Here is a 15,883-nt window from a genome sequence, read left to right as displayed (position 1 = left end):
CCGCAACAATTGCCCGTGCATTCTGATAAATTGTTGAATTGCACGTTTTTTTCTACCCAGACCTTGTCTCCACCTTTATAGAGCGATTGAAATGAATCAAGCAGTAGGCCTTGTCGGCTGGCGCGGAATGGTCGGCTCGGTGCTCATGCAACGCATGCGCGACGAGAATGACTTCGCACTGATCGAACCGGTGTTTTTTTCCACCAGCAACGCTGGCGGCGCTGCGCCCACGTGGGCGACAGGCGCAGGTCCGTTGCAAAATGCCTATGACATTGATGCTCTGAAAAAACTGCCGATTATTCTGACGGCACAAGGCGGAGATTACACGTCCGAGGTCTACCCGAAGCTGCGCGGCGCGGGCTGGAACGGCATCTGGATTGACGCTGCCAGCACCCTGCGCATGGCTGAAGACGCCATCATCGTGCTGGACCCGGTCAATCGCCCGGTGATCGACGCGGCGTTGAAGCGCGGCGTGCGTAACTTTATTGGCGGTAATTGCACGGTCAGCTGCATGCTGATGGGCCTGGCTGGCCTGTTCAACAACAATCTGGTTGAGTGGATGACCTCCATGACCTACCAGGCGGCCTCTGGCGGCGGCGCGCAACACATGCGCGAACTGCTGACCCAGTTTGGCGAAATCAACCAATCGGTCAAATCCTTGCTGGACGACCCTGCGTCGGCCATTCTGGAAATTGACCGTGGCGTGTTGGCCAAGCAGAAAGATCCTGCGCTGCCCCACGACCATTTTGGCGTTCCCCTGGGCGGCAATCTCATCCCCTGGATCGACAAGGACCTGGGCGATGGCATGTCCAAGGAAGAGTGGAAGGCCGAGGTCGAAACCAACAAGATCCTGGGCCGCGGCGCCGCCTTTGGCACGCCGGCCACCCCGATTGACGGCTTGTGCGTGCGTATCGGCGCCATGCGCTGCCACAGCCAGGCGCTGACCATCAAGCTCAAGCGCGATGTGCCGCTGGATGAAATCGAAGCCTTGATCGCGGAGGGCACGCAATGGGCCAAAGTGGTGCCGAACACCAAAGAAGCCACGGTTGCCGCACTGACGCCGGTTGCCGTGACCGGCACGCTGGATATCCCGGTGGGCCGTCTGCGTAAGCTCTCGATGGGCTCTCAGTACCTGGGCGCCTTCACGGTTGGCGATCAGTTGCTGTGGGGCGCCGCCGAGCCGCTGCGCCGCATGTTGCGTATCGCTCTGAACGAAGCCTGATTCCGGCCAGACGGCCTAAAAAACCGTCTGATCGCGATCCCAGCACAATCAAGGGCACCTTCGGGTGCCCTTGATGTTTGCAGCTGCGGCGCCTATGTGTGGCGGATGTGCCCGTCAGCCATCGCTGATGCGCCTTTCAGGTTTGTGAAATGCGCATGATCCATTACACTTTTCCAGTGAATTGAGGCCTGTTCTCACTGATTTGGTGCGAACGGGCTCTAGCCCGTAATTCGACTACAAGAACGGAATTCCAGCTTATGACCCAGCGTTCGCGCCACGTGAAGCATGCCCGCCGTTTGAAAGCCCTGCAATGGGCGATCGCGTTGGCATTAGGGTCGAGCGTATGCAGTTCGGCGCTGGCCATGCGCGTGGGGCATTCGCGCGTGGTGTCCGTACCGGGCGCGCCGCTGCAGGCGGTGGTGGGACTGCAGGAACTGACGCCGGATGAAGTCTCGTCCTTGAAGGTGTCGGTCGCGGACGAAGCCGCATGGCAGCGAGCCGGCCTGAAGCCGCCGGTGCCCTTGGCCAGCATGGTGGTCAGGATCGAAGATGGCATGGATGCCACACGCAAGAATCTGCGAATTCGGGGTACTCAGCCTGCGGCAAGCGGCGCGGTTGACCTGCTGCTGGATATCAGCTCCAGTTCGGGTCAACGCCAGGTGCAGGTCAGCATTCTGGTGCCGCTGCGCGGTACAAGCGCTGACGTGACACCGGCGGCGCTTGGCGCTGCTCCTAAGACGGGCGGCACGACCGGAACGGTCAACGTCAAGTCTGGCGACAATCTGTTTGCGATTGCCGAACGCAACGCCGTGCCGAATGCGTCGGTCTATCAAATGCTGGTCGCGCTTTGGCGCGCCAATCCCGAAGCGTTTATCCAGAACAACATGAATCTGGTGCGCGCCGGGCAGAAATTGAAGATTCCTGATGCCGCGACCGTGCGGGCGATTGATCCCGCCGAAGCGCGCCGCATCTTTAATGAGCACGCGGAGGCGTTCGCCAAGTATCGCGCCCGCATCGGCGCGGCGGCGGGCGCGAATCCTTCGGTGGTCAAGGGGCAGGATGCGGCTTCGGGCACCGTTGCTCGTCCCGGCGATACCGGCGTGGCTGCGGCCGCGCCCACACAGGATAGGGTCCGTCTGTCTACTGGCCAAGCGCAGGAAGGCGCGTCCGCACAAGCCGATGCCCAGGCGGACGCCAGGACGTCGAATGAGCGCGCATTGGCCGATGCCGAAGGTCGCGTGAACCAGTTGCAAGCCAACGTGAACGAGTTGAGCAAGGCGGTGGCACAGCAGGGTGCCGCCGGCACGGCAGGTGCTTCGGGCGCAGCGGGTGCTTCGGGCACGGCAGGTGCTTCGGGTGCAGCGGGTGCTTCGGGCACGGCAGGTGCTTCTGGCACGGCAGGTGCTTCGGGCGCGGCAGGTGCTTCGGGTACAGCGGGTGCTTCGGGCGCGGCGGGTACTTCTGGCACGGCTGGTGCTTCGGGCGCGGCGGGTGCTTCTGGCACGGCTGGTGCTTCGGGCACGGCAGGTGCTTCCGGCACGGCAGGTGCTTCTGGCGCGGCAGGTGCTTCGGGTACCGCGGGTGCTTCTGGCGCGGCAGGTACTCCAGGCGCAGCAGGTACTCCAGGCGCAGCAGGTACTCCAGGCGCAGCAGGTACTCCAGGCGCAGCAGGTACTCCGGGCGCGGCAGGTACTCCAGGCGCAGCAGGTACTCCGGGCGTAGCAGGCGCTCCAGGTGCAGCAGGCACTTCAGGTGCCGCAGGTACTTCGGGCGCGGCAGGCACTCCTGGCACTGCGGGTACTCCGGGCGCAGCAGGCACCCCTGGCGCAGCAGGTACTCCAGGCACAGCTGGTACCCCGGGTGCATCGGGCACGTCGGGCACATCAGCTCCTGCCGCGGCAAGTACCCCAAGCGCTTCCTCCACGGATAAAACCGCCGGTAGCTCTCCCGTGGATCAATCCAAGGACATCACATCAGGCTGGCCGAGATGGCTGGCTGATAATCTGCTTGTCATCGTCACTGCCGTGCTGGCGCTGATCGCGTTCGCGATTGCCTGGCTATTGCGCCGCGCAGCCGCGCGGCGTGAGGACGACGATGACGATACCTACGCCTTTAACGAGCCAGCACTGGACACGGCAGCGCTGAACCGCAAGCTCGATACGATCAATCTCGACCTGGATGAACCGCCCACGGACGAGCCGCGCCGAGTCAGCGGTCCTCGGGTTTGAATAATGTCTAGAGTTGCATTGGGGCTGGCGTATGACGGCTCCGCTTGGCAGGGTTGGCAGACACAGCCGCATCGGCAGACGGTGCAGGACACGCTGGAGTCAGCGCTGGCAAAGTTTTGTGGTGTTGAAGGTGTCGTCCCCACGATTTGCGCAGGCCGAACGGACACGGGCGTGCATGGCGCCATGCAGGTGGTTCATCTGGACACGGCATTGGATCGCCGGATGGAATCCTGGGTCCGAGGCGTGAACGCGTTTCTCCCTTCCAGTGTGTCGGTCCAGTGGGCGCAGGTGGTGTCGGACGAATTTCACGCACGCTTTTCGGCGCGGGCGCGAACCTATGTTTATCTGCTGTGGCGTGGGCGCGTGCGGCCAGCCTTGTGGGCGGGGCGTGCCGGGTGGTGCTTTCAGCCGCTGAACGTTGATGCCATGCGACTAGCGGCGAACGCGCTGCTGGGCGAGCATGACTTCTCCAGCTTTCGATCCTCGCAGTGCCAGGCCAAGCACCCGGTGCGTCACATGCACAGTCTGAATATCGAGGAACGCGGGCCGTTTCTGGTCTTCACTTTGAAGGCAAATGCGTTCCTGCACCATATGGTGCGCAATATCATGGGCGCGCTGTTGCAGATTGGGCAGGGCAGGGAGTCGGTGGAGTGGATGGCGCAGTTGCTGTCCTGGCGAGATCGCAAACTGGGCGCGCCGACGTTTTCTCCGGATGGCCTGTACTTGTCCGCCATTGATTATCCCGCCGAGTTCGGATTGGAAGAACTGGACGGCGGATCGCTGCTGTTGTCGCCTTTCACGCAATCCTATTAAGAAATTCGTAGTACACCAAGGCGCCCACACAGCGCCCCATGGAGGTCTTTGCCATGCAACGCCGCGCGTTTTTGAAGCAAACTGCCTTGGGTGCCGCTGCGGGCGGCGCTGCCTTTGCGGCTCCCGTCTTTGCGCAGGAAGCACCTACGGTTGCGTGGCGTCTGGCGTCCAGCTTTCCGAACGAATCTCCCACTCTGTTTGCGGGCGCCGAAGATGTGGCCCGCTACGTCAGCGAGGTAACGGACGGACGCTTCACCATAGAGATCTTTCCGGCTGGCGATCTGGTGCAGCCAGGTCAAGTGCTGGAAGCTGTGCAGCACCGTATCGTCGACTGTGGCCACACCGCATCGACGCGCTATTTCGATACCGATCCGGCCTTGTGCTTTGATGCGGGCGTGCCGTTTGGCTTGAATACCCGCCAAATGAACGCCTGGATGAGCCAGGGGGAAGGGCTCGCGCTGACGCGTGTTCTGTTCGACAAGTACAACATTCTGAACTTTCCCTGTGGCTACACAGGCGCGCAGATGGGCGGCTGGTTCCGCGGTGAAATCAAGACTGTGGACGATCTGCGCGGACTAAAAATCAAGGCGGGAGGCTTTGCGCGACACGTGTTGGCTCGCCTGGGTGCTACCCCTGTTGAAGTCCCTGCTGCGGAAACCTATGGCGCGCTGGAGCAGGGGGTGGTGGACGCGGTTGCCTGGATAGGGCCCCACGATGACGAGAGTCTGGCGCTTTATAAAGTCGCCAAGAACTACTACTTTCCCGGCTGGTGGGCAGGCACGCTACAGCTATCGCTGTACGTCAATCAGGACGCCTATGACGAACTGCCCAAGGCATACCAATCGGCTTTGGCGCTGGCATGCCGTATGGCTACAGGCAACATGATCGCCAAGTACGACGCCGGCAATCCCGATGCGCTGCGCCGTCTGGTGTCGAGGGGCGCGCAATTGAAGGCATTTCCGAAGCCGGTGCTGCAAGCCTGCTACGAGGCCTCGCTGGCCGCCTATAAAGAAATGAGCGCGAAGGACCCCATGTTCAAGAAGCTGTACGACAGCATGGTCGCCTTTCGTGACAAGGAAATTCCCTGGTTCCGCGTGGCAGAGGGCAGTTTTGATAATCTGATGGCCACGCTCGGCCAGCCTGCCGCCTGAGCTCGCTGGATGCGGCAGATATACTGATCTGCTAAGTCGCACTGGGCGACCTGAATGATGAATTCATGCGTACACGCATCAAGATCTGCGGCCTGACCCGCGAACAAGACATCGAAGCTGCCGTTACGGCGGGAGTCGATGCGATCGGCTTTGTCTTCTATGCCAAGAGCAAGCGCTGTCTGACGCCGGCGCGCGCAGCGCAATTGCGCCGCACCGTGCCCGCGTTTGTGGACGTGGTGGCGCTGTTCGTGAACCCGGAGGCTGCCGAGGTGCAGGCCGTGCTGGATGAAGTCGGCCCCGAACTGCTGCAATTTCACGGCGACGAAACCCCGCAGGAATGCGCCAGCTACGGCCACCGCTTTCTGCGCGCCTTCCGAGCCGGCGCGCCAGGTTTGGACACCGCTGAAAACCTGGCGTCGTCTTGCCGTGCATACGGCCAGGCAGCAGGCTGGCTGTTCGATAGCTACAGCGCTGGCTATGGCGGCAGCGGTCATGGTTTCGACTACGCCTTGCTTGACGACGTTCGCGCCGATCCGATGTCCCGTCCGTTGGTGTTGTCGGGCGGATTGATGGGCGAAAACGTCGGTCAGGCTATTGAGTTGGTCCGTCCCTGGGCGGTCGATGTCAGTAGCGGTGTCGAGGTCGAGCAAGGAATAAAAAGTTCTGATAGAATCTCGTTCTTCGTTGATGCGGCACATGCTGCGGATACGAAATTGAAGGGTAGTTAGTAGTGTTGGACTGATGCGGGAACCGGTGTGGAAACACATTGGGAACAAGAGTTTTTGGCTTTGCTTTTCAGCTTGGTTCATAAACTTTTAAACGCAATGAAAACAGCAAAAAGTCTTTAAAGACGATTTGCACAGTTCAAAAAAGCACTATATAATTCTTCTTCTTTGCAGGCGGTTAGCTCAGTTGGTTAGAGCGCCACGTTGACATCGTGGAGGTCGTTGGTTCGAACCCAATACCGCCTACCAGAATTCCTGCAAAGCAGTGCCAAGCACTGCTCCCGAAAGCCGCATAAGTCTATGACTTTGCGGCTTTTTTGCATTTGTCGCTTGCACAGTGTCCGCGACGGTGCCCATGGCGTTTTGGGGCGGCCACTCTAGTGGCGATCGAATATCGGTAACCCCCAACATTCTCTGCCTTTTAGGCCGCTGCCGCCTAGTCGTCGAGATAATCCAACTGGCCATCGCATTAACTGCGGGTCTTCCCCCAAATACGCCGAATAAGTTATAGGCGCGGCGTATCGACCAGCGCTATCGGTGCCAAGTGCCGTTTGTCACTTCCTTCATGCTCAATGAGCATGCGGGTTTTAATTTCGGACCTGTCAGATTGGTAGGGGCGGTAGGTTTTCCTACACTGGGACGTTATCTCCGGCGGCATGGCCGGAGCAGAGTTCCCAACGCAGACCCATTACTCGACCGTTCCGATGCTTCGACCGCTGCAATACGCCTTGATTGCCCTGTTGTGTGCTTGGTCCTGGCCAGCGGCGAGCCAGGCTCACGATGAGGCGGAACGTCTTTATGACCTCATCGAACAGCACGACGCTAAGGCTTTCGACCTGCTTTTGGCATTGGCGAAAGACGACGATCCACAAGCGCTGGCAGTTCTTGGATTTATCTATGAGCATGGCGTGTCGGTGCCGCGCAATGCCGGGCAGGCCATCCACTACTACGCGCAAGCCTGCGCGCAGGGCGGGAATTACGGTTGCCGCAATGCGGCGTACTTCTATGAGTACGGCATTGGCGTGGCGCAAGACGTAGGGCAAGCCAGGTGGTACGCCCAGCAAACGAATACCGACGGCATCGACGATCTTGATGAGCTGGAAAGCCTTAGCCGCAGGATCTATGACAGAAAAGCCCGCGCGGAAACAGATATCGGAATGCGTGTGCGCCTAATTGATTTTGCCAGGAGCATCCTGTCGGGGTTGTACGACAGCGAAAAAGCGGCGATGTTCCGGATCGGTTTTGGCAAGCGGGAAACGCTGCGGCTGGCAAGAGTTTGGGCTCAGGACGGAGATCCTGTCTTGAACTTCATGGTCGGCAGTTTCTACAATTTTGGCTATTCCTACGTAGACAACAAAAACTCCGAGGCGTTTAAGTGGTTTAGCCGTGCTGCCGCAGCTGGCGAGCCGCGCTCACAAAATCTGTTGGGACTGACCTACGCAGAAGGGCTGTGGGGCATTCAAGCTGATCCTCAACTTGCATTGCAGTGGTATGAACGAGCTGCACAGCAAGGAGACCAAGATGCGCTCGTCAATTTGGGCCGAATCTTCTACTTGGGTGAAATCGTCCCGGTGGACTATGAAAGGGCCATATCGCTTTTCAAGCAGGCAGCCGCCAAGGACTCTCCCAGGGCCGCAAGATTCTTGAGCTGGATGTATTACAACGGCCAGTCGGTGAAGACCGATTGCCGCAAAGCCCTGCAATATCGCCAAATTCGACGTGGGGAAAGGCAAGATGAGTCCAGTGACGCCACGTTCTGGACCACGTGCAAGGGCGATAGCTATAGGCGCAAGAACGCGGACCAAACACTGCCCGTGGTGACCCTACAGCATAAATCGACCTTTTCTGGTGGCAATGACGGGGGCTTGGCGTGCGAACCGCATTTCATTGCCAGCACCAATAAGCTCGGCGAAATTGCCAATTTGCGGATTACGGTCGAATTAAGAAACGACAGGGGTGCCGCCACTCAACGCATTTTGGCTTTTAGCCCCTTTGGCCTGAACACCATGGATGAAGATATGAATGGCCGCGAGTACAACTCCTTTACTTCAAGCACATTGGTACAGATGCAAACCAAGGAGTTTTGCGATTTTGGCCCGAATTACAAGATTCTGGCTGCGACGGCGGCCATTCATGGCCACAACGTGGATTTGCTGGCGGAAGGCATTCTCAAGCAGTAACGGCGGCCCACGGCCGATTTGTAAACCTAGTGTTTGTATTACGTACTTTTAGGATTTGAATGTTGGAAGAGCAACAAGGACCAAACGCTTTTAGTGTGGGTCCAGGACCGGTCAGGAATGACAGCGCAGCGGAGCGCCACCTGGAATTTCAAATCAATATTCCACACGCCCGCCGCTACAACGAGAGCGTGAAAGAATCACGTACTGCAATTATCGTGATGATTGTCATCACCCTGGGTTTGATCGCATTCGGGGCGTATCTGCTGTCGTCATCGTCGACCTGGGTTCTCGTACTTGGGGGGCTTACTGCGCTTATAGGCATCGCGGGGCTGGTGTTTGCGGGTTACGCGGCAACTCAAATTGATCCGAAAGGGTTTCTCGATCGCGGCGTATTGAATCCGGCGATCGTATGTGCGGCAGAGAAGGGACACATCTGGCTGTTGACGCTGGGCGAGATAGGCCCGAGCGATACTGTGTGGGCGCTCTTTGCAACCAAGGTTGCCGACTTGCCCGGTCATCTGAACACGGTTGGCGAGCGCATCCCCGTAACCTGTTGTTTTGCCGGGATTGAAGGGGATCGGTATAAGACCATCTACGTCAGCCCTATTGCCTGGGGCACGGATTCTGCTCAGGTGCTTCAGGGCGCGGCACAGTCGATCGACGAAAAAGAGTGGCAATTGCTGGAAAGCATGCGCAGCCGATTTGTGTCTGATGGGGACTATTCAATAATGGAAGCGAAGGGAATTCAACTCCTCACTCAGGTTGAAGTCGCCGGGGTGAGTGCAACAGAGAACCCGGAGCTTGAGGCCACGACATATTGATAGGGTCGGCAGCGTCTGGCCCTGCCTTGTAAGCCGCGAACGTCATGGACGTCGCGGCTTTTTTGTTGTGAGCGGTAAGCGGGTTGGCGCGCCGTGGACGGCTCCGTCATAATTCGGCTACGTTGCCGCATCCATGTCACCAGCCTCTCCTGGTCACCGCGGCGGTTTTGTGGCGCCATCACCGGCGTCCGCGCATATCTCTTGGGACGCATCTGGATTTCAAGGCGGGCCGCGTCGTCCCATTCTCTGTGGAACGCATGAATAAAATCCTGATCGCAGCAGTCTTTATCCCTTGCGTTGGGCTGGCCGGTTGTGCGGTCAAGACGCCGCCCGCAGCGTCTGAGCCGCGTATCGATGAATTGCCGATGTACGGCGGTATGGACCGATCCGCCGCAGCCGAACTCTCGGCGAGCGACAAGAAGCTGATCGCGGATGCGACCAACGCCTTTGGCTCGTCAGACAAAGCGTCCCAGGCCTGGGTTGGACAGGGCTACCGCTTTTATCAGGCTGACCAGCTGGGCATGGCGATGCGGCGCTTTAATCAGGCGTGGCTGATGAATCCCGACAATCCCGAGGTCTATACCGGGTTTGCGGCGGTGCTGCACGACCAGGGAAAGTACTGCCAGGCCATGAGCATGATGGATCAGGCAATGAGCCATAATCCGCCAAAATTTCAGGGCATTTATGCAGATGCCGGGCGCATAGCGGCCCGTTGCGCAGCCGAGGATAAAACGTTGCCGCCAGAGGCTCGCGTTGCAGCGACCGCTCGCTCCGACGAGTGGTATCGCAAAGGCGAAGCGGTGGAGCCGGACAAGGGTTATCTGTATGCCTCTTGGGCAACGGCCTACTACTGGCGCGGGCAATATGACCAAGCCTGGGCCATGGTCGTGAAAGCGCGCGCAGCCGGTGGCCAACTGAGTCCCAGATTCATGGATATGTTGCGTGCCAAAATGCCGGACCCTCAATCCTGACGATGCGGGCCTGGCGCTCGCATTTGCGATATTCTGCTGACCATCATGATCAAAGCTCTATGGTTAGCGTTGGGCTGCGTGATGTTGGCATTGGGCGTCATTGGCGCATTTCTGCCGGTCATGCCGACGACGATTTTTCTTATTCTTGCCGTGGGCTGCTTTTCGCGGTCGTCGCCACGGCTGGAAAAGTGGCTATTGGATAGCCCTACCTATGGGCCTTCTTTGCGCGCCTGGCGCGAGCAGGGCGCCGTGTCGCGCAAGGGCAAGACGTATGCCACTTTGGGCATGGCCGTGGGATATGGGCTGTTCTGGTGGAGCGCGCAGCCATCATGGCCGTTAGCCTTGGGCGTAGGGCTGTTTTTCTTGGCCAGCGCGGCCTATGTACTTAGCCGGCCCAAACCTGCAAACGCTGATGTTGGCGACAACGTGTCAGATCAGTAAGTCCTGCCCGTTCGCAAGCCTCCCATTGCCCCTGTTCAGTCATTCTTTAGCTGCTGTTTAGCCATCTTTCAGGCGTTTGATACGCGTTTGAAAGACTGCCGCCCTGCGTAACGCAGAGAAACCGCTGCGTGCGCTGGCGCAGGCGGCGCACGGTATGTTCTCTGATGTAATGGCTTGCACTATGGCTGACAAGCAGCGGACGCATTGTCCTGACTGCGTTCTAGGCTAGCGAGGATACTTCATGGTGAACAAGCGTCGGGAACTATTGTTTGCGGCCATGTCGGGCGCTGCCCTTGGGTGGGTGAACCCAGCGGGCGCGGCCCTGGCGGCACAGCCGGCAGATCAGGAAACGCTGGAGCTTTGGCCAGGCAATCGCGCTCCGCAGGGTAAAGGGCCAGAAGGCCCGGAAAAGGTCAGTGCCAAAGGGTCGGTTACCCAAGTGTCGCGGCCGCGGCTGGTTGTCTACCGGCCGGCTCAACCCAATGGCAGCGCAGTGCTGGTGATTGCCGGTGGCGGTTACGCACATATTGAGCGGGGCACGGAAAGCACGCCTGCTTGCTTGTGGCTTCAGGCGCAGGGCGTCACCGCGTTCGAACTGGTGTACCGCTTGCCCGGCGAACATTGGCCGCCCGAGGCGCCGCTGCAAGACGGTCAGCGCGCTATGCGCGTGATCCGGGCCGCAGCCGGAAAGTTTGGCTTGGACACCGGCCGGATTGGCATCATTGGTTTTTCCGCCGGCGGACATTTGGCTGGTATGACTGCCGCGACGCCTACGGTGTCCCGCTACCCCGCAGTGGACGCGGCGGATAGCCTGTCGTCGCGCCCGGATTTCGCTGGTCTGATCTATCCGGTGCTGACCTTCATGCCGCCGTTCGACCACACTCATGCGCGGAGGGAAATTGTGGGCGAGCATCCCTCGGCAGAGCAAAGCGCGGCTTATTCAGTGGACCACCTGGTTACGGCACAGATGCCACCGGTGTTTCTGGCGCAGGCGCAAGACGACCCGATCTCGCCCGTGGACAACAGCACGTTGATGTTCAGCGCGCTACGCAAGGTGGGCGTGCCGACAGAAATGCACATTTTTCCCGAAGGAAAGCATGGGTGGGGTCTTGGGCAGCCAGGCACGCGGGTTCATGCCTGGCCGGGCTTGTTCAGCGATTGGGCGGTGTTTAACCGGTTCTATTCAATGTGAATGCCGGGGGTCTCCCCGCGTTTCGATCACCCGTAAATATAAGGTCGCGGGTTCCAGGCAGCCTCCCGTGGAGAGCTGCCCAACCAGTTGCCGGTACAGTTCCTGCCATGGAGTTTGCGAAGGCGGCGCCTGATAGGCGGGCTCAAGTTTGCGCCGCTGCATTTCGGCATCGTCCACGACCGCGATCACCGTTCGTTGATTCAGGTCGACGCGAATCTTGTCGCCGGTGCGCAGCAACGCCAGGCCGCCGCCCACGGCGGCTTCTGGCGACATGTTCAAGATAGACGGGCTGGCGGAAGTGCCGCTCTGACGCCCATCGCCCAGGCACGGCAGCGATTCCACACCACGCTTGATCAGGTGCGACGGCGGGGCCATATTGACCACCTCAGCGCTGCCGGGATAGCCCACCGTGCCTGCGCCCCGAATGATCAGGATGCAGTGTTCGTCAATGTTGAGTGCCGGGTCTTCGATGCGCGCATGGTAGTCCTCTGGACCCTCGAACACGATGGCGCGCGCTTCGAACGCATTCTCGGAACCGGGCTCTGACAAGTAGGTGCGCTGGAAGGCTTCGCCCACGACCGACATCTTGATGATGGCACTGTCAAAGAAATTTCCCGACAGCACGATAAAACCGGCTCGGTGTTTCAGTGGCGCGGCACAGGTCCGGATGACGTCCGCGTCGCGGGTCTTCGCGCCGGTCGCGATGTTGCCGATGGTTTTGCCGGATACGGTGGCGCAATTATTGTGCAGCCGTCCGGCGGCTTGCAGCTCGTGCAACACCGCTGGTACGCCGCCTGCCCGGTGAAAGCCTTCGCCCAGGTGCTCACCCGCAGGCACGCAGTTAACCAGCAATGGCACATCTTCGCCCAGGCGCTGCCAATCATCCAGGCTCAGGTCGATGCCAGTATGGCGGGCCAGCGCAATCAGGTGTGGCGGACAGTTGCTTGACGCGCCAAGGGCCGAGGCTACGACGATGGCATTTTCGAAGGCTTCGCGGGTCATGATGTGGGATGGCCGCATATCTTCGCGCACCATATCGCAGATGCGCAGGCCGGTGGCGTACGCCATCTGGGCGCGCTCCCGATAGGGTGCGGGGATGCTGGCGCAGGTCGGCAGCGACATGCCCAGCGCTTCGGCCAGACAATTCATCGACAGCGCGGTGCCCATGGTGTTGCAGTGCCCGACCGACGGCGATGATGCCGTGGCCAGCGTCATGAAACCCTCGTAGTCCAGCTTGCCGGCCGCCATCAGATTGCGCGCATGCCAGATGACGGTGCCAGAACCGACGCGCTGGCCGTCATGCCAGCCATCCAGCATGGGGCCGCCCGACAGCACTATCGCAGGAAGGTCGACCGTGGCGGCCGCCATCAGGCAGGCGGGCGTGGTCTTGTCGCAGCCGGTGGTCAGCACCACGCCATCCAAGGGATAGCCGTGGAGAATCTCGACCAGGCCCAGGTAAGCCAGGTTGCGGTCCAGCGCGGCCGTGGGGCGCCGGCCTTGTTCGGCCAGCGGATGCACCGGGAATTCCATCGGTATACCGCCCGCATCACGTATGCCTGCCTTGATGCGTTCGGCCAATATCAGGTGATGCCGGTTACAGGGGGCCAGGTCACTGCCCGTTTGGGCGATACCGATAATCGGTCGTCCAGTTTGCAGTTCCTGCCGCGTCAGGCCGTAGTTGAGATAGCGTTCGACGTAAATCGCCGTCATGTCGGCGTGGGCTGGGTCGTCGAACCATTTTTGGCTGCGCAGTTTGCGTGGAGTCTGTGACATGGTGACCTCGCTGGCTATGCCTGATCTTAGCGCTATCCGGTCTTGCTCCCGCCGCATGCGTGCCGGACGTTCCAGACTCAGGCTGCGCGTCGCATTGCCAGGAATACACCCGCCGCCATGATCAAGCCCATGCCCGCCAGCGCCAGGCTGTCCGGCGGACGTTGAAACCAGAAAGTGCTGAACAGTACGGCCAGCAACAGCTGGAAGTAGTTCAAGGGCGCAAGCGTGGCGGCCGATACCCGTTGAAACGCCGCAATGAGCAAAATCTGCGCCAGCCCGCTGCACGCGCCCAATCCAAGAATCAGCAGCATGTCGGCGGTATCCGGCCAGGGATCTGGCAGGAAAAAGGGAGCGGGCAGCGCGGTGACAATCAAACAGATGATGGCGGTATAGGCGTACTGAACCGGCCCCGGAACTTTGCCGGCGAGCTTACGGGTCAAGACCTGGAAAAAGGCGTAACTGACCGCCGAAACCGCCATGAGCAATGTGCCCAGCATCGGCAGGTCGGACCCCGGGCGCACGATCAGCAACATGCCTGCGAAACCTGCCGCCACCGCCAGCCATTGCACCGGCCGCACCCGCTCGCCCAGAAGCCACGGGGATAACGCGACCATGATGAGCGGGGAGGTGAAATAGATGGCAGTGGCTTCTGACAGGGGCATCCAGATCAGGGCGGTCATGAAGCAGGTCGCCACCGTGGCCAGCGTGATGCCACGCAGCACCAGCAACGGCTTTTCCGGCGCATCGCGCAACCGCAATCCACGGCCATGCCGCCACAGCATCCCCACGGCCAGAACGATGACCGCCAGATATCGCATCACATTCAGGAACGGCGCCGGATACCGTTCCAGCATGTGCTTGGAGCCGGCATCAAAGGTCGCGAAAGCCAGCAGCGCGACGAAGAACAGCAGAACGCCGGCGTTACGAGAGGCGGCGGGGGCGGGCAGGGCAGCAGCGGGGACGGAGCTCATGGTGTGGTTCGCGTCAGGCGCTTTTATGGCCCATGCCTTGCAGGAACGCATCCAGCGCGGGGCCAATCGCCTGAACCATATAGCCGCCTTCCTGCACAACAACAGTAGGCACGCCCAAGCTGGCGACACGTGCGCCGATGTCACGGTAGGCGGCGATGTCCAGCTTCAGCACACTGATGGGATCATCTTTGTAGGTGTCAAAGCCCAAGGCGAGCACCAGTGCTTCGGGCGCGTAAGCCGATAACGCTGTCAACGCGGTATCCAGGGCAGCCAGAAACGGATCGTTGCCTGAGCCGTGCGCAATCGGCAGGTTCAGGTTGTAGCCTTCGCCTGCGCCATGGCCGCGTTCATGCGCGTAGCCCGTGTAGAAAGGGTAATAAGCGCTGGGGTCCGCATGCAGCGAAACGGTCATTACGTCTCGGCGTTGATAGAAGATGTTCTGCGTGCCGTCGCCGTGATGCGCGTCCACGTCCAGCACAGCGACCTTGGACCAGGTCTGCAATAACCGGTTGGCCGCTGCCGCGCTGCTGTTCAGATAACAGAATCCGCCTGCCCGGTCACGGTGCGCATGGTGGCCCGAAGGCCGGCACAGCGCGTAGGCCATTTCTCGGGTGCTTGCCACATGATCGGCGGCAGCGACCGCGCTGTGGGTCGAGCGCAGGGCCGACCGCCACGTCTGCGGTCCGATCGGGCATGACAAATCGCTCAGGTAGTAGCCGGTCTGCGCCACGATGGAAGGCGAAGGGCAAGGCCCGCGGCCCGCCAGCTCAACCCGGCCGCTGTAGTAGGGCGACAGATTGGGCAGCACTTCCGGCCCGGGGTCGACGCCCGGCGCGCGCAGGGATTGCCAGCGCGCGTAGGCGGTTTCCAGGTAGTCCAGATAGTCGGCGCTGTGGATGCCTTCCAGCGGCTTTCTGCCGTAGTCGGACGGCGCTTGCACCGTGATGCCGCGTGCGGCCAGCGCGCCTTGCAGACTTTCCGCACGGGACGGCAGGTCTGTGGGGGCGCTGATACGGCCCAGGCGCATGAATTGCTGCGGGGTGTGCAGCAACTGTTCTTCCGAGAAAAACGCCTTCATGGAATCCTCGCTGCATCAAGCTTGCTTGAGTTCAATCTCGACGAATACGAATTCGGTGTCGCTGGGGTTGATGACGTTGTGCTCGACCCCCACTGGCCGATAGTAGGCGATACCGGTCGTGAGTTGGCTGGTGATCTGGCCATTGGGGGTATCCAGCAGCAACGGTCCGGTGGTTTGCGGCACGACCACATAATTCATGCCGTGGCGATGCCAGCCGGTTTCGCCGCCGGGCGGGAAGCGCCACTCGGTGACAGTCACTTGATCGTTGTCGATCTGCACGGTGGGGACGGCGGCAGGGCGTTGCATGGCGGGTGCTC

General features: G+C 60.4%; 14 protein-coding genes and 1 tRNA gene. 11 read left to right on the top strand and 4 right to left on the bottom strand.

Translation table 11 applies throughout. From position 1 onward, the window contains the following. Positions 1-91: 91 nt before the first annotated feature. The 11 genes from asd to RAS12_RS11580 all read left to right on the top strand — a co-directional run bounded on the left by asd (position 92) and on the right by RAS12_RS11580 (position 11,744). Positions 92-1,222, top strand: a complete 1,131-nt coding sequence (asd, locus tag RAS12_RS11630; RefSeq protein ID WP_306948539.1) for an aspartate-semialdehyde dehydrogenase — start codon at positions 92-94, stop codon at positions 1,220-1,222. A gap of 257 nt (positions 1,223-1,479) precedes the next feature. Continuing rightward, entirely contained in the window at positions 1,480-3,450 is a 1,971-nt protein-coding gene (locus RAS12_RS11625; protein ID WP_306948537.1) for a type IV pilus assembly protein FimV, read from the top strand. A gap of 3 nt (positions 3,451-3,453) precedes the next feature. Beyond that, positions 3,454-4,263, top strand: a complete 810-nt coding sequence (gene truA / locus RAS12_RS11620) for a tRNA pseudouridine(38-40) synthase TruA (protein ID WP_306948536.1) — start codon at positions 3,454-3,456, stop codon at positions 4,261-4,263. A 53-nt stretch (positions 4,264-4,316) separates the two neighbouring features. Continuing rightward, positions 4,317-5,414: a TRAP transporter substrate-binding protein gene (locus RAS12_RS11615; protein WP_306948535.1), complete on the top strand. Its 1,098-nt coding sequence runs from the start codon at positions 4,317-4,319 to the stop codon at positions 5,412-5,414. Positions 5,415-5,479: 65 nt separating this feature from the next. Then, positions 5,480-6,142, top strand: a complete 663-nt coding sequence (locus RAS12_RS11610; protein ID WP_306948533.1) for a phosphoribosylanthranilate isomerase — start codon at positions 5,480-5,482, stop codon at positions 6,140-6,142. Between the two features lie 169 nt (positions 6,143-6,311). Continuing rightward, positions 6,312-6,388: transfer RNA gene (locus RAS12_RS11605), tRNA-Val, on the top strand. A gap of 479 nt (positions 6,389-6,867) precedes the next feature. Further along, positions 6,868-8,319: a tetratricopeptide repeat protein gene (locus RAS12_RS11600; protein ID WP_306948531.1), complete on the top strand. Its 1,452-nt coding sequence runs from the start codon at positions 6,868-6,870 to the stop codon at positions 8,317-8,319. Positions 8,320-8,378: 59 nt separating this feature from the next. After that, on the top strand, positions 8,379-9,140 hold the full coding sequence (locus RAS12_RS11595; RefSeq protein WP_306948528.1) for a DUF3239 domain-containing protein: 762 nt from the start codon (positions 8,379-8,381) through the stop codon (positions 9,138-9,140). Positions 9,141-9,397: 257 nt separating this feature from the next. Then, complete coding sequence (locus RAS12_RS11590) at positions 9,398-10,111, top strand: tetratricopeptide repeat protein (RefSeq protein WP_306948526.1); 714 nt, start codon at positions 9,398-9,400, stop codon at positions 10,109-10,111. 45 nt (positions 10,112-10,156) lie between these two features. Further along, on the top strand, positions 10,157-10,552 hold the full coding sequence (locus RAS12_RS11585; protein WP_306948524.1) for a YbaN family protein: 396 nt from the start codon (positions 10,157-10,159) through the stop codon (positions 10,550-10,552). A 241-nt stretch (positions 10,553-10,793) separates the two neighbouring features. Further along, positions 10,794-11,744, top strand: a complete 951-nt coding sequence (locus RAS12_RS11580; protein ID WP_306948522.1) for an alpha/beta hydrolase — start codon at positions 10,794-10,796, stop codon at positions 11,742-11,744. Here RAS12_RS11580 and RAS12_RS11575 read toward each other — a convergent pair. The 4 genes from RAS12_RS11575 to RAS12_RS11560 form a co-directional block, all read right to left on the bottom strand. Next, complete coding sequence (locus tag RAS12_RS11575; protein ID WP_306948519.1) at positions 11,736-13,517, bottom strand: IlvD/Edd family dehydratase; 1,782 nt, start codon at positions 13,515-13,517, stop codon at positions 11,736-11,738. The genes RAS12_RS11580 and RAS12_RS11575 overlap by 9 nt on opposite strands. A 77-nt stretch (positions 13,518-13,594) precedes the next feature. After that, positions 13,595-14,488: a DMT family transporter gene (locus RAS12_RS11570; protein ID WP_306948517.1), complete on the bottom strand. Its 894-nt coding sequence runs from the start codon at positions 14,486-14,488 to the stop codon at positions 13,595-13,597. 13 nt (positions 14,489-14,501) lie between these two features. Continuing rightward, on the bottom strand, positions 14,502-15,566 hold the full coding sequence (locus RAS12_RS11565) for a histone deacetylase family protein (protein WP_306948515.1): 1,065 nt from the start codon (positions 15,564-15,566) through the stop codon (positions 14,502-14,504). 15 nt (positions 15,567-15,581) lie between these two features. Further along, complete coding sequence (locus RAS12_RS11560; protein ID WP_306948513.1) at positions 15,582-15,872, bottom strand: cupin domain-containing protein; 291 nt, start codon at positions 15,870-15,872, stop codon at positions 15,582-15,584. Positions 15,873-15,883: the final 11 nt, after the last annotated feature.

The organism is Achromobacter seleniivolatilans (assembly GCF_030864005.1).
In the GTDB taxonomy this organism is placed as follows: Bacteria; Pseudomonadota; Gammaproteobacteria; order Burkholderiales; family Burkholderiaceae_B; genus Achromobacter; species Achromobacter seleniivolatilans.
Note: the sequence above shows the minus strand (reverse complement) of the source record. Positions and strands in the feature narration are given on the sequence as shown.

Excerpts from the sequence above, each read along its gene's own strand:
- RAS12_RS11570 (WP_306948517.1), bottom strand. The coding sequence starts at position 14,488 with ATGAGCTCCGTCCCCGCTGCTGCCCTGCCCGCCCCCGCCGCCTCTCGT.
- RAS12_RS11575 (WP_306948519.1), bottom strand. The coding sequence starts at position 13,517 with ATGTCACAGACTCCACGCAAACTGCGCAGCCAAAAATGGTTCGACGAC.
- RAS12_RS11615 (WP_306948535.1), top strand. The coding sequence starts at position 4,317 with ATGCAACGCCGCGCGTTTTTGAAGCAAACTGCCTTGGGTGCCGCTGCG.
- RAS12_RS11595 (WP_306948528.1), top strand. The coding sequence starts at position 8,379 with ATGTTGGAAGAGCAACAAGGACCAAACGCTTTTAGTGTGGGTCCAGGA.
- RAS12_RS11580 (WP_306948522.1), top strand. The coding sequence starts at position 10,794 with ATGGTGAACAAGCGTCGGGAACTATTGTTTGCGGCCATGTCGGGCGCT.
- RAS12_RS11610 (WP_306948533.1), top strand. The coding sequence starts at position 5,480 with ATGCGTACACGCATCAAGATCTGCGGCCTGACCCGCGAACAAGACATC.
- RAS12_RS11565 (WP_306948515.1), bottom strand. The coding sequence starts at position 15,566 with ATGAAGGCGTTTTTCTCGGAAGAACAGTTGCTGCACACCCCGCAGCAA.
- truA (WP_306948536.1), top strand. The coding sequence starts at position 3,454 with ATGTCTAGAGTTGCATTGGGGCTGGCGTATGACGGCTCCGCTTGGCAG.
- asd (WP_306948539.1), top strand. The coding sequence starts at position 92 with ATGAATCAAGCAGTAGGCCTTGTCGGCTGGCGCGGAATGGTCGGCTCG.
- RAS12_RS11625 (WP_306948537.1), top strand. The coding sequence starts at position 1,480 with ATGACCCAGCGTTCGCGCCACGTGAAGCATGCCCGCCGTTTGAAAGCC.
- RAS12_RS11585 (WP_306948524.1), top strand. The coding sequence starts at position 10,157 with ATGATCAAAGCTCTATGGTTAGCGTTGGGCTGCGTGATGTTGGCATTG.
- RAS12_RS11560 (WP_306948513.1), bottom strand. The coding sequence starts at position 15,872 with ATGCAACGCCCTGCCGCCGTCCCCACCGTGCAGATCGACAACGATCAA.
- RAS12_RS11590 (WP_306948526.1), top strand. The coding sequence starts at position 9,398 with ATGAATAAAATCCTGATCGCAGCAGTCTTTATCCCTTGCGTTGGGCTG.